This is a genomic window from Pseudomonas batumici (assembly GCF_036585405.1).
GTDB classification, from domain to species: domain Bacteria; phylum Pseudomonadota; class Gammaproteobacteria; order Pseudomonadales; family Pseudomonadaceae; genus Aquipseudomonas; species Aquipseudomonas batumici.
In genome coordinates this window covers 6,227,418-6,248,766 of the sequence record NZ_CP144470.1, presented here as the reverse complement: position 1 = coordinate 6,248,766, position 21,349 = coordinate 6,227,418, and the positions used below count along the sequence as shown (strand labels likewise).

The following is a 21,349-nucleotide window of genomic DNA, read 5'->3' as shown; positions in this document are numbered from 1 at the left end:
GGTGGTGGGCGCAGTCCCCACCACCTATCCCGAGCCCAGATCCGTGGTGGCACACTGCATCCTGTTGTCCCACCACATTCGGTTTTGGTACATAGCTCTGCAATTTCGACGTCAATCAATGCCATGCAGGCGGGCATGAGAATGAAATCGGGCTGTCGACCGCTGACCAGAACGGGGACAGATCAAGCGTGAATTCCCCCTTGATGACGTACCCTTCCCGCCCACCTTTAAGGCGTACATGAATCGCACTGTACGACTTCAGATCGTCGCAGCTCAGAACTTGGACTTTTTCACCTAACTCGATTTTCCCCACGCTTGGGAATCGAGTTGGATCGGGTATCGGATAGCTGTCAACGATCAGATTTTCATGGGCAACAAGGAGAGCTCTCTTCGCCGCTATCCAGCCATATAGCAACACAATCACCGCCAAGACACCGGCGGTCCATGCCAAGGACTTATAGAAACGCGTCATCAGTCCCCCCATAAGGCCGGATTGTCGAACGGAGCTCCCGTCCTCTCCGGGCCTTGATACGCTTTTATGCCAGTCAATCGATGAACTTCGTCGTTCATTGCTCTTGGCGGCGCGTAGGATCGTTGTCTTCTTGCAGCGCCGACTTTCCACACTGCGGACAAATTTTTACTGCCAGTAGCCAATTCAACCACTGGCCTACGCTTTGGTGCGATATTGCATACGCCACAAGGCCTAAGCCACAGTAGGGGCATCGGACAGAGAGAAGAGTCGCGCCAAATATGCTGAACGTAGGCAGTAAGATGGCCAGCTGCACCACGAATGGATCGACACCAAGCACACGGCCAATCCCATCGTTGAGTAGAAATCCAAGCGCGGCGGCAACGGCCAATCCTCCAAACAACCAAAGCTTCCACCTCTGCGAGGTTAAAAGGATCGGCAAGTCATTCTTGCTCACGTTTACGGCCCTCACTTCTTGCAGGTGCATGCAAATGTAGAGGCTGCACGATTGATGCCCGTCCTTAAGATGGTTCCAATTAAAACGCCCGCGTCGAATGCGTCCTTGATCAGAACACCGTTAACTGCCCACGTCGTATGGGTTGCTATTTGTTCTCCCACCGACTATGACAACGGTATCTGACTCCTTAGGGTCAACCCATTTCAACAGGCTATCACCTAAATAGTCATATGTGAATTATCTTTCGCTCAATGGACCAGATCCCTAACGGCTGCCTTCATTTTTTATTTGCCGTCGCATTTGCAGATTCCGCCAAAGCGCTTGCAGCAGCCTGTTGAATAGCCTTACAAAGGATTGCTGTTCTCGCATTACTACTACAGGACTTTGTATTGAGTACAATTTTCTTCAGATCTTCATCCGAGGCAGTCGCATCGACATGACGTATCGCCCAGCGTTTAAAATTTGGATGTTTTTTTTGCAATAGCGATAAATATACCGAACTGATCCCATCTCTGTGCGAAGAGGTGCACCACAGCATCAGAGTAACCTTCACCAAGCTCACCATCATCACAAGAAGCGAAAATTTGCTGATGTTTCATAAGAGAGGACCAATCTCCGCGCGCATCGACCAACAAAGATTCTGCTCGATTATTCATTTCGGCGGAGCAATTTGCCTGCGCCGCAGCCTGAGAAAACGGCATACAAGCAAATACAAGTCCGAATAACAAGAAGATTGGATGGCGGGAGAATACGAGTCTGGTGTAGATCATGATTGTCGTCCTATTCTTCAAGCTAGTGCTGCGTACCAACCTGAGGTGCGCTGGGGTTATTATTTATAACAGCCATGGATATTAATGGATCTTTTGGTTCAAAATCGCGCATACAACTCATGGCTGCGTCCATTGTTCAGATGCATCCCAGAGTTGGATGGTTTTGCGCACCACTATTCGCTCTTCCTAAGTGAAGCCCCATTCCTGAACGACCCGGCACCCTGAATACGAAGATACCAAGTGTGGCTCCGCAGGCATAGCTGATTCAGCTCCAGACGATGCCCTAGGTAGGAACCGCCCCTCAGAACGAATAATCCGACAGAAAGACCACAAAAACTACTTACAACTTTCAGTCAAACTGCTTTCGAACACCTTGGTATTGAGAAACCCAAAACGCTCTTTACCCCTAACAAATCCAAATCTATCAACATAATAATCCTCCCCCTTATATTTGATAAGTGCTCTAGTGTTATGCCCATCATACAGGGAGCCATCGCCGCTACCAAAACTGCTATCGACATTTTTCTCAAAATCACTCTTGGAGATATAAAGCTTTGAAAAGGCTCGTTTCTCAATAGTACTTTCGCTCTCTGGGGCGTACAACTCAGCATCAAACGTTATGATGAGAACCTCACCACACTCCTTGGCAAGGACCTCCCCCGCAAAAAATATAAAAGCGAACACAAAAAACGCCCTTAACATCCCACCCCCTCCTTCACTATGGGTAGCTAACCCTATCAGGAAGCCCAAGCTCTCGACGAATAGGGTTCTCATTTGTTATTACATTATTCATCAACCCTGGACCATCATCTTGAACTTTAGTCGCAGCCTGCTCTGGTGGGCTCTCGCTCGAAATCAGAAATCTCCGGGGGAGCACCGCTTGCTATGTTTCACCCCATCAGCAAGGGCACCTGATATCTCGCGAATGCTGACGTCAGTTGAGCAAATTGAATTCACATCGACTCCACGAAGTAAACTCGGACTGGCAGCCTCAGCCTTTTTTAGTTTTTGTTCGCAATCTGAGCGCAATTCATCTGGTTTAATTCTTGTCAGTTCCCGAGACATATTGTGCCCTTTGCCAAGCGCGTAGCACATGAAATCTTCTGATAAGCCTGCATCCAGTTTGTATTTGAGCATCGAAGCAAATGCCTTTAGTGACTCAGGCGACTTCCTCCCCCCCAACAAAGCCAGCCCAAGTTCCGCCCGGTCACCACTGCAAGCCAATGCGTTTTGCGAACAAGCAATTCGCCCCTCTTCGCTGACTGAAGCGACCAACGCCCAAAATACGGCATCGTCCGCCATCTTTATTTCCCGCATCTCCCTTGACTCATTCTCAGCCATGGCAAAAGCCGAGAAGAAAGTCAGAAGAAGAGTTACTGCTTTCTTTCCATTAATCATAGTCAGTCCGTAACCAAAACAGAGCTATTGGGTTCAGCATTGAGCAGTTGATTGAGCTGCTGCATGCCTGATGGTGATCCAGTGATGCATCCTTCAGATGCAGTACGGCCCATTCACAGATGGACCAAAGGCATTTTGACAACTATGTGTCAGGAAGCCATTATGGCCTACGATCCGGTCAGCAGCACGCTGGTCAGTGGCAGCACCTATCTCCATGGCCCGAATGGCGAGGTGATTGGCCAAGCCGATTACGATGCCAGTGGTCAACGGCTCGTTACTCGATACCGGATCTGGCTGGACAGCATGCCGCTGGACCAGGTTGAGCTGAACTACACCCAAGGTGTACCGAGCGGTGCCCAACTGGTGTTCCTGCACTCGGACCACCTGAACGCTCCGCGACTGGCCAGCACCCACCAAGGTATCTCAGCAGGCTTTCAACAGGAATTGATTGGAAGTGGTACTGTCTCAAGCATGCAATGGTATAGGCCTTCCAAATGAGCACGACTAAAATTGTGATGATACTGATCGGCCTGGCTCTGGTGGTTTTTATCTGGTTAGCGCCATCTGGATATGTTATAGAAGTCGAATCTGACGCAATGGTTTACAAAACCATCGAAAACCGTCCTTTAGACGAGCTCCCGATTGCCTTTCAAGTACATAAAGGCGACACCTTATCATTGCTGGGCTGCTTGGACCATAAAGGTGACGTTTATCTTTATGTCCAAAATCCTGATGGGGCGAGAGGGTATCTTTGGGACTTCAAATTCAAACTCATTGACTCTTTTGATTTTTCATGGGACCGGCTTATATTCTCAGCAAAAAATAGAATTGACAGCCTCCAATGCCATGTAATGGCTCATGAGTATAACAGGAGATAACTTTCTCACCACACTGCTATAAGACCAGCAGCAACCTTATCATTTTCACCATGTGGCTTGAGCAAGGCTGCTGTGAGTCACTGGTGGAAAAGGTATTTTACATCTTAACAACCACTTAGGATGCCGAGACTTCGCATGATGCTGCTGATGGCGTCGCAGGACAAATTAATGGTGTTTGGAACGGACAAACCCAAGGGACAATTAATAGCTGTGATTGTCGAAAGCACTAGGCGAGGTAAAAATGTATAACCGACGAAGGTGGTTGGCGTTTGCGCTCGCGCCATTGTTGCCATCGGTGTTCTTCTTGTTCGCATTCCACTTGTCCGACCCAAGGCAGGCGGCTTTTGTTTTAGTATTTTCTATTACATTTAGCTATCTGCCATGTTTGTTGCTTGGCACTCCACTCATAAGGCTTCTGGAGAGGAAAAATTTGTTGAGTGTTGTAAGCATGACGCTGTGCGGATCATTGCTCGGTGTCGTAATATTCTATGCTTTCGGATTCGTTATCTCTGTGGCACTAGGTTCGTCCAAGGGCATTGCCCCTGAGTTGAGAGAGGTTTTTTCGGGCGCCTTACTTGGTGCTTCGGTGTCTACGCCTTTCAGTTTGATAGCCGGTTTCCCACTGTTCAGTTCAAAGAAACGGTGATCCAGTGGAAGCACGCATAAACTGGATTAGTCCAACGATTCCCACACGCGGAGACCTCTTTTATGCCTCAGCATGGCCCTATGCCTGGACCAGGTTTTAATGCGTCTCCGAAATTTGACTCAAAATAGGGTGCATGATGGCTGACAATAAATTTCTTCATAGTCGACAATTATTGAAGCTCGCCCCTTGGCTGCTGCTGGTGATTTTGATTTTATATTTATCGACGTGCTCACTAATCTCTAATTCACGAGCTCAATCATTTGATACTGTTAAGATAGGTGAGGGACTGGGTGCTGTGCTTGCCAGGTTAGGTCCTCCGTCTAAAATTGAAATGTCTGGTGAGCTATTCACTCGCTACGCATCAAAACAGTGCAGCCTCCCCTGCGTTAAACGTTTATGGTATGAAAATCGTCTAACTCTTGACGCTGAGGCTTGGTCAGTAGAGTTTGATGCTAACGATGTAGTTGTGAATAAAACGCATTGGAGCTCTCCGTAACGAAGTGAAACTAATTTGCTTGCGCACTCAACCGACGAATATTGGGATCAATCCGAGCTGGCCGCAGAGCCTGCTTGCAGGCAGGGTAATTCAGGCATCCACTGCCCTTTCGGGTCCTCAGCAGCGTTCCAGCTCCACCAACCTTCAGTTCGGTACACACGTTCGTACCATTGGGTTTTCCGCGCCTTCTGCGCGAGGTACTCAGGCGTACTCATCCCGAAGACCTCCAGAGGAAAATCCTGCTTCATGTCCAAGAGCCAGAAGTCCGGGAAGAACTCGCACTCCTCGGCGTCATAGCGAAGCGGTTTTTCAAAGCGGCGGCCGGCGGCGAACAGCTTGGCCTCCAGGGTGGATTCGTAATCGGAGTCCAGCGGTATCCAGCGCTCACTGACATGCATCAGAGCCAGGTCGAGCACCTGGGCACGAGCACCGGGGTTACCCGTTTCCACGTTGAGCTGAGCTATCGCCATGACCCGGTCTCCGCGCTTCCAGGCCGCAAACTCCTGCTTGAATCGCCTCTGGGTGTCCTGCCAGACCTCGGTGGGCATATTGAGGTAGGGCATGCCAAAGGGACCTGCCAGCGGCAGCTTGGAAATTCCCTCGTCGTGCTTGCCCTTGTCAAAGCGCGCCAAGGGCGAGACCGCAATCACTCGACGGTTGCGCTGGATCGCATCCAGCACCACGCCTTCGTTGGAGACTTCAGCTTTGGAGCGGGGGGTGGCACTGACCAGTAACACATCGCTCAACGTCATGCGCCCGACCTTGATCCGGCTCGCGGTTTGACGCAGAGCGCTATGGACCAGCCCACTGGTTCGCTTACCCTCCATCGCCGGGTACCAGACGTTCAGCCGCGCCTCTTGCCACAGCAAATGGAGCAGCCCGAGCAAGGTCATCGCCGGTTTGCGGAGGCTCGCCGCGGGCATGTGAATGCCCACGCCCTTATCGGCACGCTCACCCTTCGCCGCGTGCTCAAGCAGGCCCCGCGCCAACCGCACACGCAAGGTGCCGTCATCGCCCTCCTCGACCACACCGCTCTCATAGCCCTGCATGCCTGAGCGCTCAGGTGCTGGCGCGTAAAAGCGGCACTCGTTGGCATGCTCGGGGCCTGTACCAGCGAACCTGGCCAAGTGGAAGTCGTCAGTCGTTTCCCGGCGTTTGATGGCCAGCTTGCGCTCACCTTTACCCGGGCAGCTGCACGTGGCGTGAGTGCGGCCATAGGCCTTCTCCAGCACGGACTTCCAGCCCTTGGCGAACTGATCCTCCGTTTGAAATAGCTTCGAGAAGGGTTGGCCGTCGATCACGACCGTAAAGCGCTCATTGAGCATGGAAACACTCTCCTTGTGCAGGCCCTTCGCGATGGGCCGTTGTCCTAACTGTCAGCGTTCTCGAGCAGGGGCTTGAGCAAATCCGTGAAGGCAGTTTCACGCACTCTGCCCCTTACCCTGCATTGACATCACCCAGACGCGCCGGGCCTTTCATCATGTTCGAGCGCACGTTGGCCACCAAGGCCAAAGTTGTCACTGAATGAAAGGGGCTAGCAGGATACCTCTCAGTCCGCCGTTCCCTAGGGAGCCCCGTATCCCGGCGCCCAGGATCACTGACACTCAAAACACTAGGCAGGAGACCACGCAATCCGAGGAAACGTCCGACTATCCCATCCAGTGGGTTTGGATCGATTATCTGGGCTGGTTCGCTGTCGTTGGCAGCACCTTCCCAGGTAGCCAGGACCTTCAAGGCTACGGTGGGCTTTCAAGCTCATGGGTCATCTGTAGTTCGCTCAGCATTCGGAAGCGCGAACAATCGACGAAACCCTCGTCGACCGAATGCCTCAACCCCACCGTGACGGAAATCCACCGTCAGGTGGGTCTCCTGATCGGCTTTCCGTACAGGAGACAACATGACACTTGCGATAACGATCTACGACGCGTTGACAACCGCCAACGTTCCCCCTGACAAAGCCAAAGCGGTGGTACACGCTTGGGAGGCCGAAGTGGAAAACCTTGCATCAAAGGCTGACCTCAAACAGGTCGAGACCCATTTGACACAGTCCATCACAGCGTTGGGTGTTGAGCTCCGCTCTTCGATCAGAGAGATGCAAGCCGCTCTGCGCGAACAGGGGGCAGAGCTTAGAGCCGAACTCAAGGAACAGAGAGCCGACCATCGTTCATCCATTCGGATCCTGCAATGGGGTAACGGTGTCACGTTCCTCTGTGTGGCGGCGCCCTTTCTCCGAAGTGTGTTCGGGGTGTAGACCAAGCCCTCTGGGTTTGAGCACCTGCATCAACCTTCAGCCACACGATCTTCATCGGTGGCCTACTCGTAACAAGACGTTGGCCCTGGCCACGCCCTGATTCACCACCTATTCAGCCCATGCGGGGAACACTCCCCCGTGCGGGTGCAGTGTCTCTCCGTGTTGGGCTTTTTTTGGAGAGATCCCATGCAACTGAATGCCCTTACCCCGCTGCAACAGCAACTGATCAAACTGCCAGTCGTGCTCAGCGCACGCACCTGGCAGGAAGCCGTTTACACCGATCATCCCTTTGAGTGGATGGAGTTTGAACAACGCCTGACCGAAGTCATAAGGGCCGGCTATCGAGCCATTCTCCAACGGCCCGAGGTGTCGGTGCTTTGCAGTTACACCTACGACTTCGGCCTCTATCGCTTGCCACCTCAGCATCTGCAGGATGAGTTTCACTGGTTGGACCTGCGGCTGATTGTCGAGCGAGATCATGACGTACCGACGCTGCTGCGGATCATGCTCAGGAGCGAACACACTCAATCGGCTCGGCACACTCAAAGCCTGCTCTTTGAGCCCGGTCAAATGGTGATGACTCGAGGTGTGAGTCAGCTTGAGCAACAAGGGCTGCTGGACATACTTCCATACCTGAAACGGCACCTCGCCGGTGATTGGGGCGAGTTGGACGAGGACGACAAGCTGAGCAACGCCCAGGCGCTGCAGAACGGCACCCGGTTGCTCTCGGCCTACAACATAGACGCCGGAGACCAGACAAGACTCTGGATCATCACCGAGGCGGACAGGCGCGTCACCACTGTGCTGCTGCCCTGTGAGTACTGACTCATTTCCCCTGCCCCAGCCTGACTGAGGCTCACCAGCCGCCTGCTCACCTTCCTGGGTGAGCAGACGGTTTCCCCTTGCTGCATGTTCTGAAACCGAGGTGCTCGGCTCAATTACGGTCTGAACACCGCATCGGGCCCCACTCCGCCGGACGTCTTGATTCCGTGAAGACGGCGCAAGACATCTGGCAGCACCGCGGACCTCTTCTGAAACCAGGAGGCCTTTAGTGTCCAACTCCATCGCAAGAGCGCGCGCCTATGCGTTCTATCGTCAGGAGGGTCGCTGCTGTTACTGCGACTACCCCATGTACGTCACCTCGCCCCAGAAATACGCGCAGCTCTATGGCTGCTCGCATAGGCAGGCTCTGCAGATGCAGTGCACGGCCGAACATCTGGTGGCCAAGTGTGAGGGCGGCTCAAACCGTGCCTCAAACATCGCAGCGGCCTGCAAGCTATGCAACCTCCGGCGGCATCAGGGCAAGGTCGCTCTGCCGTCGCAAGCCTATCGGGAGCTCGTCCAGAGCAAGGTACTGGAAGGTCGCTGGCACCCGTTTCGCCTGTTGGGACCAGCGGCTCAGCCTTAGGCTAGACCTCGCAACCACCCCATGGTCGTACTCACGACCATGGGGTGGTTGTCATTTAGGGCTCGGTGCAGCGCCCTCCCACTGAGTTCCGTACAATTTTATTTCCCAACCCAATAGCGAGCCGACTCAACGGAGTGCTAGCGCCAGGCCAGACCGAGAAAAAGCCTAACGTCTTGTCCAAGATAGTTGAACACTGCACTGCTTACTCGGCGAAACATCTCGCTTCTCCTACGGCCTTCGCCCAGCGCGATGGCTGGGCTTGGGCAGTACCAAGATTTTTCTTCTAACGCCGGCTGGCGGGCTGTCAGGCAAATCAGGAAGCGTCTTTAGTAAAAATCAGCGGGTAGGGCGTGTATGCGTCTCCACGCGAAGTATCCCTCCCCACACAGCGCCATGATCCCGCATATTTCTCAGGCTTAGTGACATGTAAAAGGTTGGCCCCTCGCAAAACGTCTGTCATGCCAACCATCTCGCTGGTAAATATCGCGAGTCCGTCACCCTCATTGCAAATAATCAGATTGCCATTTTCACCCATGAAGCCATTGACTGTGGGCAGGTTGAGGTTTTTGGTTTCCAGGACATCCCAGTTGCTTTCTTTCATGAGATACGACTCCTTCTTAGCTGTTACATGTGATATTCACGGGGGCGAAAATCGCGCCTCTCCTATGGTCTCGGCCTCGCTTGTGACGGCGAGGCGTTGTGTTGTTTCTCTCGTGCGAGAAACGGTGCCCCTGGGACTTTCCTGAACAGGACAGATCATCCTACAGGGACATGGGTTCAGATGATTCGGGCGACAGTTTTCAACCGGTGTTGAACACGACCCTCCACACAGAAACGGCAAGCGTTGTCAGGAGCACTGGCTACACCGGCAAAACGCTTTTTAAATCGGCTGCATTCTCCTGGTAAAGCGTCACCGTCCAGCAGACTACCGAACGACTATCGACGTACGAGATATCGACTACGTCAAAACGATCAACTTTACGCGGTTTGAAACTGAGAGACTTGCAAGGGCCCCAAAGCCGGCAAAGCATCATCAACAGCTCGACATGCAAGGTCCCATCCGGGAGGATCGAAAACCTCGCCTCAGTGACTCCACCGCCAACGATTGGGTAGGTTCGTACAATAGCCTGGCTCATTTCCAAGTGTCCTTCTTGAGTGGGAGGCGCGAACTACATCCTTTCAATGACTTGGCCCCATTGAAAGGGAAACTGTCCGTTGCTCAGCTTTTCCGATAGGGAACCTCAACATCAGCGTGAGTTACCGACCTCTTCTTTGTAGCATTTTCCGGGCAGAAAAAGCTTGTAGCAGTTGAGTTTTGACAATCCATACGCGCATTTCCCATGCTGTGACCGTGTCTCGCTGACGTTGTCAGCCACATGCCCATGTAGCCTGGATCCGCGAGGCTACGGTGCGCCTCATTGAGCGCATTGATCCCACCCAAGATCGCTTCGCTTGCGGTTGCGCGATCGGTCGACACTGTCGACGCAAGCATGATTTTCCCCCATACGGGCCTACCCCCGTATGGGGCAGGCCTCTCTCTAAAACCTGGAGGCTTAATGAAAATAGAACTGGCTATGTACCAGGCGTTGGTTGCGATCAACGTCCCGGAACTGAAAGCTACCGCAGTGATTGAAGCACTGGAGAACGATATGCAATCCGTACTGGCTACTAAAACGGATATCACTGACGTCAAAGCAGATATCACAGCACTGAAATCCGATATCACAGCGCTACGCGCTGAAGTTGTCGCCACCTGCTCTCAGCTGGAGACAAAACTCACCGTCCGCATGGGTGTCATGCTGTCCGCGTTCATCGGCCTTCAATTGGCAGCCATGAAGTACCTGGCGCTCTAACACACCTCACGCTCCATCCACCCACGCGGGGAATCCTTCCCCGCCGGGCGAAGTGTTTCTCCGCGCTCTGTTTTTTCTGGAGAATCACCATGAGCGATGCTCGACCTCAAGAGGTTCAACACCTCGACCTGTACCCCCTCGGCTCTGATGCTGCCTCACCGATTCGACCGCATGCCTCACGCATGTCCGCTGCTCATCATTGCCCTCTCAATGGGCGGCCTTACCTTCGACCCAGCTCGCCACACACGCGCTAGCGAGCCCCTGAATAGCCACCGGGAAGGCAAAACCCACACTCCCCTCTGCCGATCCCGGCGCTGATATTCAGCACACTCACGATGACGTTCGTCGAACGGTTTGATTGACCCCAGGCGCCCTCAAAGGCGCCTCAGCACCGTTCTGGCTGACTGCAACTGAACGGCACCGTCGAGTGCCATTCACAGAAGAAAGGACTCGATATGAAAATCTTGTTTGGTCTGAACCTGTTTTTGCTGGTCGCAGGGATATTACTCGGTGACGTAGTACAGATTCTTCTCTGCGTGATGGCACTGAGCACCGCTCTGATCCAATGGCAGGAAGAAAAAGATGAACGTGAGACCTTTGAAGCCTGACCTAGCTTGCTTGAAACCATGAGTTGACCCGCACAAGGGCACGCTCATTTCCCACCCTGGGGGCACCTGCCCCCAGTCGGGACAGATGCCCCCTCCTCTTTGGAGACTCGCCATGCGACATAACCCACATCGCTTGCCGTTGCTCATCAAGATCGGCCACTTAGCCGCGCAAGCAAACGTTCACAGCAGGTTGAATACGAAATTCCCTATCATCGTGGATGATCCCTACACGGACACACATTACTTTCTGGACATGGAGCTTTGGTATTCAGTGTATGAGCTCGTCAATGAGCTAGCGGAAATGGACCACCAGAACGACTTTTACCCCGATGCCAGTCCTCTCCTCACTGAGTTCGGCTTGCTACGCGATTACTGGGACATACGAGACCGACTTGATCCTGATCCTGATCCTGATCCTGATCCTGATCCTGATCCTGATCCTGATCCTGATCCTGAAGAGTACCAATGGCTTCGTTAAAAGCGTTATTTTCTCAAACCTGCCATTTTGGGTGAAACAAAAAACGAGTTCTCTGCCCTTCTTAGTGCCACCACCAGCGCCATCAAGGAGCTAGTGGTGGCACTGGGCGTGTTGCGTCAGCGGATGTGCCATGCAGACCGCGGAGTCATCGCAGACCAACTTCAACCACCTGACCTTCATCGGTGGCCCATTCGTAACAAGACGTCGGCATCGGCCACGTCCTGATTCACCACCTATGCAGCACATGTGGGGAACACTCCCCCCTACCGACCACAACCTTTCTTAACCTCCTCCCTGACGAAAGATGGCGGTGGAAGCCCCGTATTCTTCTCGAAGATTTCCATGAGGCAGCCACGCGATGGCACTGTTTGGACTATCTGGTAGGTCTGCCCGGCAGCAGGGACGAAGCTACTGACATTGATGCAGTTGCGAAGGGTGACAACACCGTCTTTCTTCGATCCTCCCGTACTCATCATCTGCACAAAAATGCGTCGGTCCGGGATCAACAAGAATTGCTCGGTCGCCTCACCTTTACGAACCCCAAGGACACCCGTCTCAGAGGTGTCTGTACACGCCACATCGTAGTACGCCCAATATTGTTGGACGCCGCCGTCGAGCATCGTATTAACGCCTTGAATGGCTTCAAGCGTCGCATGGGGAGCTTCTGCATGAGGTTGCTGGTAGAACCCAACACAACCGGAGGTCAAACACAGGGAAAGGGCCACCATGGCTTTTTTCAAATGCACTGCTCCATCAAAAAATAAACACATCACGGACTGGCAACAGGAACTGGACTGCTCAGGCTGGCTTAAACACAATCGACACTTATCGACAGCGCCCACAAAAATCTGAGAGACGCGCACCTCCTGGTGTCTCAATCTCCAGCTCTAAGCAGGGAGGATCGCAATGACCACGAATGATCGCAAGACGTACCTTCACCGTTTAATGCTTGACGCAACTGAAACCGGGCTGAGCCTCAACGACATAACGCCCATTTGTGCACGGCTAAAGATTGACCCTTGTCAGCTTGTTAACGAGCTCACACTCACGGTGGCGAAAGGCTTTAACGCGATGACCCTCGACTTCAATTTCTGTATCCAGGTCATGAATGGCCTGGAAAGCGTTGTCGCCCAACTGGCCGTCGATGGCGAAACACCGGAGCCCGCCCTTTCCATCTACCTCGCTTTCGATGCCGGTGAATTCAAACGGTCCAGCGATGCGGTAGAGGTTTGTCCCAGCGAGAAATACACGAGGCCGATGATTGAACGAGTCTTGCTGGAGCACTACCATCGATGTGATAGAACCTGAGTGGCAACCCTTTAAGGGCGCCGAATAGCCCCCCTATCGATACGCTCGTGTTCCGCTGGTCTTGCATGGAGTCTCTATTCGCCCTGCCACGAGTCGCTGCCCTCCTCACCGGTCAAAATTGTCAGCGTGATGGCCCCCCAATTGTTCCAGTAATAGCCGGTGCGGTCGTTTGCGAATACGAAGAGCACGCCGTCGGTGGTCACCCGATGTTCGCCCTGAACGCCGATTGGAAACGTCTGCGCCGGATCGTCTTGAGTCGGCACCACGCCATTCGGCACGATGCGCCCCATCAAACGGAAATAGCGGCCATCGTCGGGGATCCGCGGCGGACGCCCGGTCGCATAGAACAACTGGGCCGGGTAACCATCCGCTGAGCAAGGAATGACCGCGTCTACCCACACGCCGATTGATCGAAATCGAAGCAGCATACCTGCCACAACGTGCACATCCGTGTCGAACCATGGCGCGTGCGCGGGTACCGAAACGACGTGAGCCAAATTTCACCTCTATCTGAATGACTGAGCGCCTTCCGGCGCAGGCTGTCCTGTGCACGTTTTCCTGAGCCAGGTGTGTATTGGCCGTTCCGCCGATGCGAAACGGCCACGTTGAACACGCCGGTGCACACGGGCCGCAAGACGATAACCGCGTCGCCTAGCCAAGCGCCCTGCGTAACGCGTTGGAAATATCGTGGTTCAGCAGCAGCGTTTTGACTTTTGTCCGATCCGCCTGCGACAACGCCAAATCTGGCCTGCGCGTCGCCGCGGCATCCCAGTCCTGGTGCGCGAGCGCCACGAACTCCGAATCGGTCGACCGATAAACGGTCTGAACCGCTTCGACCTCATACATCTCCGGATTTCCGGGCGGCGCCTCCCCGAGCAGGTCGCGGATCAACGGCCACGAGATCTTGTCTGGATCACGTCGTACGATCGCCCCGCTCGCAATCCCCGCAAGGGCCTGGTCGACCCACTGATCGGCAAGCATGAGTTCGACGTTCAATGCGCCGTGATGACTGGTGTAAGGGACTACATTGGCCGATAGCTGTGTCGCTGACTTCTCGAGTGCATATCGGCATGCTTCGACGCGTCGCCAATCGGCGTCCGGAAATTTATCGCGATGTTTCTGCAACCAGAGCGCGCACGCGGCCGCGATTTGCGGAGTGGCCGCAGAGGTACCGCCGCCTGACATTTCCCACGGTGCGTTATCGTTCGGCGTGATCGGTTGCATCCACGCGACGTTAGGCGTGAACGCGGCGATCGACTTGTAGAGGATCGAATCCGGACCGTAGCTACCTTGCATCGTCGCGTTGTCGCTGGTTTCGTAACCGGTGCTCTTGTACGTCACGCCGGTCGCCGTCACGACCCGCCAGAATGCGGCCGGATAGACTGTATAGTGGGGCGGCGCCTCCAACAAACCTACGCGATACCAGTCGCCGGCCGCAGCGACCACAATGATGCCGGCATCATAGAGTTGATTCACGGCCTCAGCCCATGACTGGCACGGGTAGCCGCCATGGCTGATGGTGACGACATCGCAGGGCTGTCGCCCCTGGTCACCCAGCGCATACAGTAGCCCTTGCGCCACCGATGCATCGCCAAGATGCATTACGGAACCACCGATGCCCCCCACCACGACCGGAACAACAGTCGCGTCCGGGGCACACCCGATGTCGCCGGTGTAACGGCTGCCAAACCCCCACTTGGGCTGGGGATCCAACGTCATCGTGTTGCCGGCCAGAATGCCAATTGTGCCGACCCCGTGGCCCCGATTGAACCATTCCTTATCCGTATCCGTCACGTCCGCCGGAGTGCTCGAATCGTAGAAATTTCGACCTTCGGCAAGGGCAAGGTGGCGTGGCGCAGATAGATGTTTCGGGGCGCACCCGGTATCGAGATGCGCGATCCGCACGCCTGCACCCGTCACAGGAACGTTGGTACCTATCACATATTTAGTGTGGACCTGATCAAATCTGGCTGAACGCAAGTACCAGGTGGGGCTAAAGTTCGGGTCAGCTTTCCTGTCGGGCCCCCACTGCGCCGGCTCTTTGGGCCCATCGTCCTCGTGGTGCACATCCATGCTGAACATTAGCTGAGCTTTCTGAGCCCGGGTCTGCATCTGTGCATCTGTGTACCGTGTCTGTACGCAGTCTGGCTCAGCATACGTCGCGTTGCCCGACATCACCGCGTGGTGCGCGGCGTCCCACGGATGATCCCCAGTCAGGCTCCAACGTGTGGCCGCGGATCCCGGCGGCGACATGATGGTCGCGAAAGACGGTCGAGTGGGTGTAATGGGCATCGACAGGAACGGCGCGTTGTCGTGCATCGTGATGAGCTTTCCGGTCCAGCGCGAATAGTACTGCTTGGTCGGCATGGCAATCTCCTTGTGCGTTTTTCTCTACCTTGACGCCTTCGTACATCGACTTCGCGAAGCCACTCCGCATTCCCCACGCCCCACCGAGCTACGGTCGCGCTAGTGCGCAAACGCTAGGTGAATCTGTCGGGGAAAGCGTAGGCACCCAAGCCACCCCGAGCAACCGCCGTTCATCCGTCGACGGCATTGTTTAGCTCCCCCTGCCAGGTGCCCCGCACGACTAGGCAACTGAGGATTGAGGACCCGTTGGAAACCTGGCTGTGGGCACGTGAGCTGATCGAACTGTTGCAGGCCAGAGTAAGACGGTTTCTGACCACCTCGTGGTCGGTTGGCTGGACCGACGGTCCATGATCTGCTTCAGACCGCCCTCACTCCAATCGGAGGGATGAAACGTCTATCGGCTCAGGACATGATGAAGGTTAGTAGACTTGATGCGCCCTGCCCTCTGGTCAATTGGGGTAAAGGAGACTAATCGTGAAATGGGCAGCCGCTCGCTCCTAATCAGTAACCCCTCCAAAAGCCTCATTGTAAGGCCCCACCAATGATGGCCTAATAACATCCTTTCTTTTAGCCGCCCCCTCTGACAAGGACAGTCCCATGCCAACTCGGCCGCCTCTGGAAGCTGATCCCCTTCTAAAGGCCAATCTCGACGCACTGCTCAGTTCGGTAGTTGACGAAGACCTGCGCAACCTGCAATCCCTCGCCCCTCCCCGCTCCGAGCGAGAAGCACTGAAGAACCAGCGTTTGCAAGAGTTGCTCAACAGCTGCCGTGAGGAGGCCTTACAACAGGTAGTCGGACCGTTTGGCCTGACGCCGGCAATGTTTTCAGATATCAAGGGTGGAAACGTCACCACCCAGCACAACGCTAATCAGGACATTTACGCCAAGGAATCCGAGCGTTACAACCGCAAAAAGGACTACAACTACTCTGCAGGAAAAAAGCAGAAGCTCAAGGATGCGTTCCAGAAAGGCCAGATGAATTCGCAGACCTTCACAGACACCTACACCGGCGAGACGGCACCAACCACACGGGTGACTGAAAACGGCAAAGTAAAGATGAATGCCGAGCTAGACCACACCATCCCACTCAAACAGACGCATCGAGAAGGGGCGTGGATGGTGTCGCCAGAACGGCGCAAGAAATTGGCTTCCGAGCAGGGCAACCTGCACTACACCACCCTTGAAAACAATCGTGCGAAGGGCCACAAAGCAGCCGACGTGGCGCTATCGAGCGAAAAAGGTTACGACGAATCCCGTACCCAACCACTTATTAAGAAAGCCCGAGAGGCGGTTGATAGCCACCTGCCAGGCACTGGCGAGCGAATGCTGTACCACGGTAAGGAGCTAGGCACCACCGGAGCCAAAGAGTTTGGCAAGACCGGATTGAATCGGGCCATGGGCGTGCTGTTGTTCGAGTTGGTTAATGGCAGCTTTGTCGAGGTGCACAAGGTCGTAAGCCAGCGCAACAGCGAGGAAACACTGCTCAATCGGGTACTCGCGGCGATTGAGCGAGTGCTCAAACGTGTGCAGGGTAAATTCAAGGATGCCTTCAAGGCGTTCTTCGAGGGCGGGTTGCAAGGTCTGGTCAGCAACTTACTGACCTTCTTGATCAACAACCTGATCACTACCTCTGCCAAGGTCGTGACCATCATCCGCAGCGGCATGGAAAAACTGTTCGAGGCGCTAAAGCTACTGCTTTGGCCGCCAGAAGGCATGCCCACGTCGGAGGTAATACGTGCGGTCAGCAAGAGCCTAGCCGGGCTCTTCACCTTAGGGGCGGGAATGCTATGGGAGCAGTCGGTCAATGCTTTTATCCTGAGCATTCCAGTGCTGGCGCCACTGGCCGGGATGATTGCACCAGTACTCACCGGCTTGATGACTGGGTTGGCCAACGCACTACTGATGTATGGCATCGATTCGCTGATCGACTGGATGCTGGACAAAGGTACCGATTTCATCAATGCACAGATCAATGCGCTGGAGGCGAGTGCCGAGTTAGGCCAACGCATGATTGCGCAGGTCGAGGCACAGTTCGAGATCTCCCGGCGCTACCGTGAGATGGCGCAGGTCAACGACCAGATCGGCACGCAGTTTGAGCAAGCCAGCCAGGCCTCCCATACATCGATTGTGCACGCACAGGCCACCATACAGCACCAGGATGTCACGCTTACCGCGTTGACCCAGGCCATCGATACCAAGAAACAACTCAATGAGCGATTGGGTTCGTTGCTTCAACAGTTGAAAAAGGAAAGGTAGGGGATGTCCACCGTTATCGCACAGCTTGCCGACATGGTGCCCAGTGACGACCTGCTGGCGCAGATTGACGTTGCCGAGGTGTATGAGAAGTTTCACCGCACCTTCAAGCTTCTGGATAAATTCAAACAGGTTCGTGACGAGCATGAGCGGCGCAGTTTTTTCGGACGACTTTTCAACCAAGGAGAGTTGAAGAGCGCGCAACTCGACGCTCAAGAAGTGCAGGCGGAGTTTTCCAAGACCCTGGCCCAGCTGATGGTGATCAGTTCATTGCAATCGCAGCAATTGACCCAGCAGCAGGAGCTGATTCGCCATCAACAGGACGACCTGAGGACCAAGGCTGAGGAGCTGGCTCGGCAGAATCTTCGGCTGGAGCAACATCAGACGGTTATTCGAGACCAGGCCACTAAACTTCGTAGCTACGTGACGGATTTGCTCAATGTGCAAGGTCTGACGGATGAGCACGGTGAGACGCTCATACGCATTGCCGAGGAGGTCATGGCGACTCGAGACACGCTTCTGGCTGACTTCGATGGGCGCATGCAGGAGATTGGGGGGGCACTCGAAAGCCAGCTCGAACAATCACAACGGCTGCTGGAACAGCACACGACTCGGGCTGAGCAACAGCAGGTTGAATTACGCAGCGAGGTGGATTCACGGTTTGAGCACCTTCAGCAGACCCTACAACAACAGCTGCTAACCAGTACCGAAGCACAGCAAGCTGATGCAAACCGCCAATTGGCGCTGCTTCGAAGTGTAGTGACCGAACAAGAACAGGCGCTGCAAGCACTGCGTGCCGAACACGAGCAGAATGCTGTCAGTCGCGAGGCTGCGCTGAAGCTCCTTCGTATCGAGCAACAGAACAGTGAAGCACGCTTGCGTCGATCAGTACGTATGCTGCTGGCGGGGCTCTGCGGACTCAGCTTGGCCGGTGCAGTGAGTATTTTCGGGGTATACCAACTGAACAGACCTTTGACGGTAGAAGTGTCGAGCATGGTTCAGGCACATGATACGAGTTCGAACTAGTCAGTCCTTGACCAAATCACAAATGTACCTCCGGCGCTCTGCTCAGGTGTCAACGCCTTGCTCTGCAGAGTAACGCCGGTGCGCGCCTATTGAACTTGATTGGCTCGGCGAGGCAATGCGAACTCCCCCCTTCCTTGCGAGCGTCTACTCAGGCCATACCTGACTAATAGGTGGGTTGCCACTCTCCTACGACCGTCACATCTCCGGCGCGCTTTGCTTCAAACGCGTATTTAGCCCTATGCTTAACGCTTCTTTTGTCCTTTGGGCGAGCTACCAGGACGTCGTGCTGCTACCTTCAGAGCTCCATCACCGTCCTGCTTGCGAATGGTGCCTGCGAACCCCAGCTTTATCCTCCAAAATTTTGAACCATAGGCCACTCTCTGAAGCGGTTTTTCGCTCATTAAGTTTCGAGTTTTCTTTTTTTCATCTGCAATGCGGATCGCCTCATCCTTCTTGATGCGAATAATGCGATCGTTGTGATTCACCATCCACGCCGGGCTCCCCATAACGCCCTGAAGCAGGCCTGCTATCAAGATGTCGGCATCCAATTGAGGGAAGTACAGCCCCAGACCAGACGGGCTGATCTCAATTTCACTCAGTTGAGTTGCGCTCCCCACATCCAAGGTCTCAACGAGGCCAGTGGGGACCTCAAGCCGGACGCCTGAATGAAAGTCGATGATAAGCCTGCGGGATAAGCGATCAAAATGTGCCTTTACCGCATACAGGCCCAACATGCGAAGCTGCTGAGTGCCCGAGCCGGAGGGTGTTGTAGAGGCGCCGGTACCTAGGTTATTAGCCATAGAACTGACTCCATTTTTTGCAATAGGTGCCCACTGACGCCGACACTATTTTGCACAGCCGATTTGCTTCATGAGACGGCATGTTGATCGGATCCTCCCTCAACGTGGGTGGCCCATCCGAGCAGTTCAACACGAAAATCACCTCACTATCTTTGTTCATCACGTGGACATGCGCTGGAGCATGATCGTTCGAGTAGTACAAAACTCGATATCCATCTATTCGGTCGATTGTGGGCATGCTCACTGCTATCCATTTTACCAGTCATTTTTCAACGTAAACTAGGGCCTCGCTCGAGGTCCAGCTTACGCGTCCTCTGTGCTTCCGAGAATTGTTGCTACTCATCATGGCGTCATTTTCAAGCGACGCAAGGCGACACCACACCATTATGCCATCATGGCTTCAGGCTTCAGGCTTCAGGCTTCATGGCTTCATGGCTTCATGGCTTCATGGCTTCAGGCTTCATGGCTTCGAATGCTCGGCGAATAACGTCTATATCATTAGCAGGGCTAGGTATGATCAAGACACTACCAACCCGCTGATGGGGCCTGCTGAATAGCATCATACACCCGACAAAGCTCTGGCTCGCCCTCCAGCTCGCGACGTTTGAAAGCTAACTCGAAGGCCGAACGCTTGTGCACCATCACCAAGCACGAGTTGGGTTGCGACCGCTCTGTTGCTCGCTCGGGTCGAACCGGTGTAAACAACATACAGGAGAAGTGTCAAATGGAATGCTTCCGAATCGACGAGAGTGGCTACACGGGATTTGATCTTCTGAATGCCGAACAGCGCTTCCAGGGGGCCACAGCTGTCGCCATCAGCGACGAGGATGCAGCACGCCTGATCAAAGAGCATTTTCCAAAACTGCAAGCCTCTGAGCTTAAGTACCGGGCGTTAGCACGACGATCTGGAAATCATCCCCGTCTGCTGAGACTCCAGCAGGATATCCTGACCAATTACAAGTGTGTGACCTATGTCTGCGACAAGCGCTACCTGCTGTTGCTGATGTTCTTGGACTATGCAGTGGAGCCGTTTTACTACGAGCGAGGGCTTAATTTCTACGAGGATGGGCAGAATTACGCGATGGCGTCTCTGCTGTACACTGTTGGCCCCAAACTCTTGGGCAAGGTAGCCTTCGATAGCTTGCAGGCTGCTTTTCAGCGGGCCGTCAAGGAAAAGAGCCTGGAAGCTATTAATGAGCTCGTCTCTGCGGCGCGCAAGACTAGGTGGCAAGAGCTACCGGAGGCACTGGGGCCATTAGCAAAATATGCTGCGCCGGAGTGCCTGGAGGCAATCACAACACCTGGTGTAAGTACCGATGCGGCCTTCATTGTGTTGCAGTCACTGGTTAGTCGCATGGAAGAAATGGCCGCAGGCCCATACCGTGTAGAGCACGATCAGTCCAAGAACCTGCTCACCTACCACGATCTGCTGCAGCGCTACATCGCTCATGAGGAGACCATCGAGTTCCGCCAATCCGAGATCGCGCGCATCAAATTCCCACTAAAACTTGAGTCGGTGACACAAGTAGACTCAAGAACAAGTCCGGCAGTGCAGTTGGCTGACGTGTTGATCGGCGCCGCTATCGAGGCGGCCAATACGCTGACTGGCCAGCGTACGGGAGGATTGGATGCCAAAGCGGTGATGGCACTATATGCCGACCACCAGTTTATCCATATGTTGCCGTCGATCGACTTTACCGAGCAGAGGCGGTTCCGCCAAGGCACGCAGGCAGCCGAGGTAATCGACTACTTCGGTACTTACTTTCACGTCGGCCCCAAAGGTTAGGCGATTCATTCGGCATGACGCTTGAATCCGAGTCCATTAAGCCCAGGAACTATGGTGAGCTGCGGCTTACTATGTTCAAGGCACTACCAGCCAAGGA

Annotated in this window: 24 protein-coding genes; 12 read left to right on the top strand and 12 right to left on the bottom strand. The window is 54.3% G+C overall.

Translation table 11 applies throughout. From position 1 onward, the window contains the following. Positions 1 to 115: 115 nt before the first annotated feature. From NUH87_RS28660 to NUH87_RS28640, 5 genes are all read right to left on the bottom strand, one after another. Positions 116 to 472, bottom strand: coding sequence for a hypothetical protein (locus NUH87_RS28660; protein WP_338523651.1), 357 nt, complete (start codon positions 470 to 472; stop codon positions 116 to 118). 94 nt (positions 473 to 566) lie between these two features. Further along, on the bottom strand, positions 567 to 926 hold the full coding sequence (locus tag NUH87_RS28655) for a hypothetical protein (RefSeq protein ID WP_338523649.1): 360 nt from the start codon (positions 924 to 926) through the stop codon (positions 567 to 569). A gap of 455 nt (positions 927 to 1,381) precedes the next feature. Beyond that, positions 1,382 to 1,696 carry a hypothetical protein gene (locus NUH87_RS28650; protein WP_338523648.1) on the bottom strand — a complete coding sequence of 105 codons (315 nt, stop codon included), beginning with the start codon at positions 1,694 to 1,696 and terminating at the stop codon, positions 1,382 to 1,384. Between the two features lie 336 nt (positions 1,697 to 2,032). After that, complete coding sequence (locus NUH87_RS28645) at positions 2,033 to 2,470, bottom strand: hypothetical protein (protein WP_338523647.1); 438 nt, start codon at positions 2,468 to 2,470, stop codon at positions 2,033 to 2,035. An 81-nt stretch (positions 2,471 to 2,551) separates the two neighbouring features. Continuing rightward, positions 2,552 to 3,094 carry an Imm57 family immunity protein gene (locus NUH87_RS28640; protein WP_338523646.1) on the bottom strand — a complete coding sequence of 181 codons (543 nt, stop codon included), beginning with the start codon at positions 3,092 to 3,094 and terminating at the stop codon, positions 2,552 to 2,554. Positions 3,095 to 3,256: 162 nt separating this feature from the next. On the opposite strand from NUH87_RS28640, the gene NUH87_RS28635 reads away from it, so the two are divergent. Then, the gene (locus NUH87_RS28635; RefSeq protein WP_338523645.1) at positions 3,257 to 3,592 is read left to right on the top strand and encodes a hypothetical protein; all 336 of its coding nucleotides are present in this window, start codon (positions 3,257 to 3,259) and stop codon (positions 3,590 to 3,592) included. Next, complete coding sequence (locus NUH87_RS28630; RefSeq protein WP_338523644.1) at positions 3,589 to 3,972, top strand: hypothetical protein; 384 nt, start codon at positions 3,589 to 3,591, stop codon at positions 3,970 to 3,972. The genes NUH87_RS28635 and NUH87_RS28630 overlap by 4 nt, the downstream gene beginning before the upstream one ends. Positions 3,973 to 5,161: 1,189 nt before the next feature. On the opposite strand, the gene NUH87_RS28625 is transcribed toward NUH87_RS28630, so the two are convergent. Further along, on the bottom strand, positions 5,162 to 6,439 hold the full coding sequence (locus NUH87_RS28625) for a DUF1173 family protein (RefSeq protein WP_338523643.1): 1,278 nt from the start codon (positions 6,437 to 6,439) through the stop codon (positions 5,162 to 5,164). A gap of 572 nt (positions 6,440 to 7,011) precedes the next feature. On the opposite strand from NUH87_RS28625, the gene NUH87_RS28620 reads away from it, so the two are divergent. The 3 genes from NUH87_RS28620 to NUH87_RS28610 all read left to right on the top strand — a co-directional run bounded on the left by NUH87_RS28620 (position 7,012) and on the right by NUH87_RS28610 (position 8,773). Beyond that, positions 7,012 to 7,365, top strand: a complete 354-nt coding sequence (locus tag NUH87_RS28620) for a DUF1640 domain-containing protein (RefSeq protein ID WP_338523642.1) — start codon at positions 7,012 to 7,014, stop codon at positions 7,363 to 7,365. 186 nt (positions 7,366 to 7,551) lie between these two features. Beyond that, positions 7,552 to 8,190, top strand: a complete 639-nt coding sequence (locus NUH87_RS28615) for a hypothetical protein (RefSeq protein WP_338523641.1) — start codon at positions 7,552 to 7,554, stop codon at positions 8,188 to 8,190. A 226-nt stretch (positions 8,191 to 8,416) separates the two neighbouring features. Continuing rightward, on the top strand, positions 8,417 to 8,773 hold the full coding sequence (locus NUH87_RS28610) for an HNH endonuclease (protein WP_338523640.1): 357 nt from the start codon (positions 8,417 to 8,419) through the stop codon (positions 8,771 to 8,773). Between the two features lie 313 nt (positions 8,774 to 9,086). Here the strand turns inward: NUH87_RS28610 and NUH87_RS28605 are convergent, their stop codons facing one another. Continuing rightward, complete coding sequence (locus tag NUH87_RS28605; protein WP_338523639.1) at positions 9,087 to 9,374, bottom strand: hypothetical protein; 288 nt, start codon at positions 9,372 to 9,374, stop codon at positions 9,087 to 9,089. A 955-nt stretch (positions 9,375 to 10,329) separates the two neighbouring features. Between NUH87_RS28605 and NUH87_RS28600 the strand changes: the two genes are divergently transcribed. The 3 genes from NUH87_RS28600 to NUH87_RS28590 all read left to right on the top strand — a co-directional run bounded on the left by NUH87_RS28600 (position 10,330) and on the right by NUH87_RS28590 (position 11,712). Next, positions 10,330 to 10,626, top strand: a complete 297-nt coding sequence (locus NUH87_RS28600) for a hypothetical protein (protein ID WP_338523638.1) — start codon at positions 10,330 to 10,332, stop codon at positions 10,624 to 10,626. Positions 10,627 to 11,081: 455 nt separating this feature from the next. After that, a complete protein-coding gene (locus NUH87_RS28595) occupies positions 11,082 to 11,234 on the top strand; it encodes a hypothetical protein (RefSeq protein WP_338523637.1) in 153 nt (50 codons plus the stop codon). A 112-nt stretch (positions 11,235 to 11,346) separates the two neighbouring features. Continuing rightward, positions 11,347 to 11,712, top strand: coding sequence for a hypothetical protein (locus tag NUH87_RS28590; RefSeq protein ID WP_338523636.1), 366 nt, complete (start codon positions 11,347 to 11,349; stop codon positions 11,710 to 11,712). 263 nt (positions 11,713 to 11,975) lie between these two features. Here NUH87_RS28590 and NUH87_RS28585 read toward each other — a convergent pair whose 3' ends face one another. Further along, positions 11,976 to 12,452 (bottom strand): hypothetical protein, encoded by a 477-nt coding sequence (locus NUH87_RS28585; protein WP_338523635.1) that lies wholly within the window; start codon positions 12,450 to 12,452, stop codon positions 11,976 to 11,978. 166 nt (positions 12,453 to 12,618) lie between these two features. Between NUH87_RS28585 and NUH87_RS28580 the strand changes: the two genes are divergently transcribed. Continuing rightward, complete coding sequence (locus tag NUH87_RS28580; RefSeq protein WP_338523634.1) at positions 12,619 to 13,020, top strand: hypothetical protein; 402 nt, start codon at positions 12,619 to 12,621, stop codon at positions 13,018 to 13,020. Between the two features lie 74 nt (positions 13,021 to 13,094). On the opposite strand, the gene NUH87_RS28575 is transcribed toward NUH87_RS28580, so the two are convergent. Together NUH87_RS28575 and NUH87_RS28570 are read right to left on the bottom strand one after the other, a co-directional pair. Next, the gene (locus NUH87_RS28575; RefSeq protein ID WP_338523633.1) at positions 13,095 to 13,517 is read right to left on the bottom strand and encodes a hypothetical protein; all 423 of its coding nucleotides are present in this window, start codon (positions 13,515 to 13,517) and stop codon (positions 13,095 to 13,097) included. Between the two features lie 154 nt (positions 13,518 to 13,671). Further along, complete coding sequence (locus NUH87_RS28570; protein ID WP_338523632.1) at positions 13,672 to 15,387, bottom strand: S8/S53 family peptidase; 1,716 nt, start codon at positions 15,385 to 15,387, stop codon at positions 13,672 to 13,674. Positions 15,388 to 15,984: 597 nt separating this feature from the next. Between NUH87_RS28570 and NUH87_RS28565 the strand changes: the two genes are divergently transcribed. Both NUH87_RS28565 and NUH87_RS28560 read left to right on the top strand, forming a co-directional pair. Continuing rightward, entirely contained in the window at positions 15,985 to 17,643 is a 1,659-nt protein-coding gene (locus NUH87_RS28565) for a hypothetical protein (RefSeq protein ID WP_338523631.1), read from the top strand. A gap of 3 nt (positions 17,644 to 17,646) precedes the next feature. Further along, complete coding sequence (locus NUH87_RS28560) at positions 17,647 to 18,666, top strand: hypothetical protein (RefSeq protein WP_338523630.1); 1,020 nt, start codon at positions 17,647 to 17,649, stop codon at positions 18,664 to 18,666. A 242-nt stretch (positions 18,667 to 18,908) separates the two neighbouring features. On the opposite strand, the gene NUH87_RS28555 is transcribed toward NUH87_RS28560, so the two are convergent. Further along, the gene (locus NUH87_RS28555) at positions 18,909 to 19,466 is read right to left on the bottom strand and encodes a DUF2442 domain-containing protein (RefSeq protein WP_338523629.1); all 558 of its coding nucleotides are present in this window, start codon (positions 19,464 to 19,466) and stop codon (positions 18,909 to 18,911) included. Next, the gene (locus NUH87_RS31425) at positions 19,459 to 19,704 is read right to left on the bottom strand and encodes a DUF4160 domain-containing protein (RefSeq protein ID WP_422393891.1); all 246 of its coding nucleotides are present in this window, start codon (positions 19,702 to 19,704) and stop codon (positions 19,459 to 19,461) included. The genes NUH87_RS28555 and NUH87_RS31425 overlap by 8 nt, the downstream gene beginning before the upstream one ends. A gap of 486 nt (positions 19,705 to 20,190) precedes the next feature. On the opposite strand from NUH87_RS31425, the gene NUH87_RS28550 reads away from it, so the two are divergent. Continuing rightward, on the top strand, positions 20,191 to 21,252 hold the full coding sequence (locus NUH87_RS28550) for a DUF3800 domain-containing protein (protein ID WP_338523628.1): 1,062 nt from the start codon (positions 20,191 to 20,193) through the stop codon (positions 21,250 to 21,252). Positions 21,253 to 21,349 lie beyond the last annotated feature (97 nt).

What these genes read in the sequence shown, in the direction of transcription:
- NUH87_RS28660 (WP_338523651.1), bottom strand. Translation starts at nt 472, where the DNA reads ATGACGCGTTTCTATAAGTCCTTGGCATGGACCGCCGGTGTCTTGGCG.
- NUH87_RS28650 (WP_338523648.1), bottom strand. Translation starts at nt 1,696, where the DNA reads ATGATCTACACCAGACTCGTATTCTCCCGCCATCCAATCTTCTTGTTA.
- NUH87_RS28645 (WP_338523647.1), bottom strand. Translation starts at nt 2,470, where the DNA reads ATGAGAACCCTATTCGTCGAGAGCTTGGGCTTCCTGATAGGGTTAGCT.
- NUH87_RS28640 (WP_338523646.1), bottom strand. Translation starts at nt 3,094, where the DNA reads ATGATTAATGGAAAGAAAGCAGTAACTCTTCTTCTGACTTTCTTCTCG.
- NUH87_RS28635 (WP_338523645.1), top strand. Translation starts at nt 3,257, where the DNA reads ATGGCCTACGATCCGGTCAGCAGCACGCTGGTCAGTGGCAGCACCTAT.
- NUH87_RS28630 (WP_338523644.1), top strand. Translation starts at nt 3,589, where the DNA reads ATGAGCACGACTAAAATTGTGATGATACTGATCGGCCTGGCTCTGGTG.
- NUH87_RS28625 (WP_338523643.1), bottom strand. Translation starts at nt 6,439, where the DNA reads ATGCTCAATGAGCGCTTTACGGTCGTGATCGACGGCCAACCCTTCTCG.
- NUH87_RS28620 (WP_338523642.1), top strand. Translation starts at nt 7,012, where the DNA reads ATGACACTTGCGATAACGATCTACGACGCGTTGACAACCGCCAACGTT.
- NUH87_RS28615 (WP_338523641.1), top strand. Translation starts at nt 7,552, where the DNA reads ATGCAACTGAATGCCCTTACCCCGCTGCAACAGCAACTGATCAAACTG.
- NUH87_RS28605 (WP_338523639.1), bottom strand. Translation starts at nt 9,374, where the DNA reads ATGAAAGAAAGCAACTGGGATGTCCTGGAAACCAAAAACCTCAACCTG.
- NUH87_RS28600 (WP_338523638.1), top strand. Translation starts at nt 10,330, where the DNA reads ATGAAAATAGAACTGGCTATGTACCAGGCGTTGGTTGCGATCAACGTC.
- NUH87_RS28595 (WP_338523637.1), top strand. Translation starts at nt 11,082, where the DNA reads ATGAAAATCTTGTTTGGTCTGAACCTGTTTTTGCTGGTCGCAGGGATA.
- NUH87_RS28590 (WP_338523636.1), top strand. Translation starts at nt 11,347, where the DNA reads ATGCGACATAACCCACATCGCTTGCCGTTGCTCATCAAGATCGGCCAC.
- NUH87_RS28580 (WP_338523634.1), top strand. Translation starts at nt 12,619, where the DNA reads ATGACCACGAATGATCGCAAGACGTACCTTCACCGTTTAATGCTTGAC.
- NUH87_RS28570 (WP_338523632.1), bottom strand. Translation starts at nt 15,387, where the DNA reads ATGCCGACCAAGCAGTACTATTCGCGCTGGACCGGAAAGCTCATCACG.
- NUH87_RS28565 (WP_338523631.1), top strand. Translation starts at nt 15,985, where the DNA reads ATGCCAACTCGGCCGCCTCTGGAAGCTGATCCCCTTCTAAAGGCCAAT.
- NUH87_RS28560 (WP_338523630.1), top strand. Translation starts at nt 17,647, where the DNA reads ATGTCCACCGTTATCGCACAGCTTGCCGACATGGTGCCCAGTGACGAC.
- NUH87_RS28555 (WP_338523629.1), bottom strand. Translation starts at nt 19,466, where the DNA reads ATGGCTAATAACCTAGGTACCGGCGCCTCTACAACACCCTCCGGCTCG.
- NUH87_RS31425 (WP_422393891.1), bottom strand. Translation starts at nt 19,704, where the DNA reads ATGCCCACAATCGACCGAATAGATGGATATCGAGTTTTGTACTACTCG.
- NUH87_RS28550 (WP_338523628.1), top strand. Translation starts at nt 20,191, where the DNA reads ATGGAATGCTTCCGAATCGACGAGAGTGGCTACACGGGATTTGATCTT.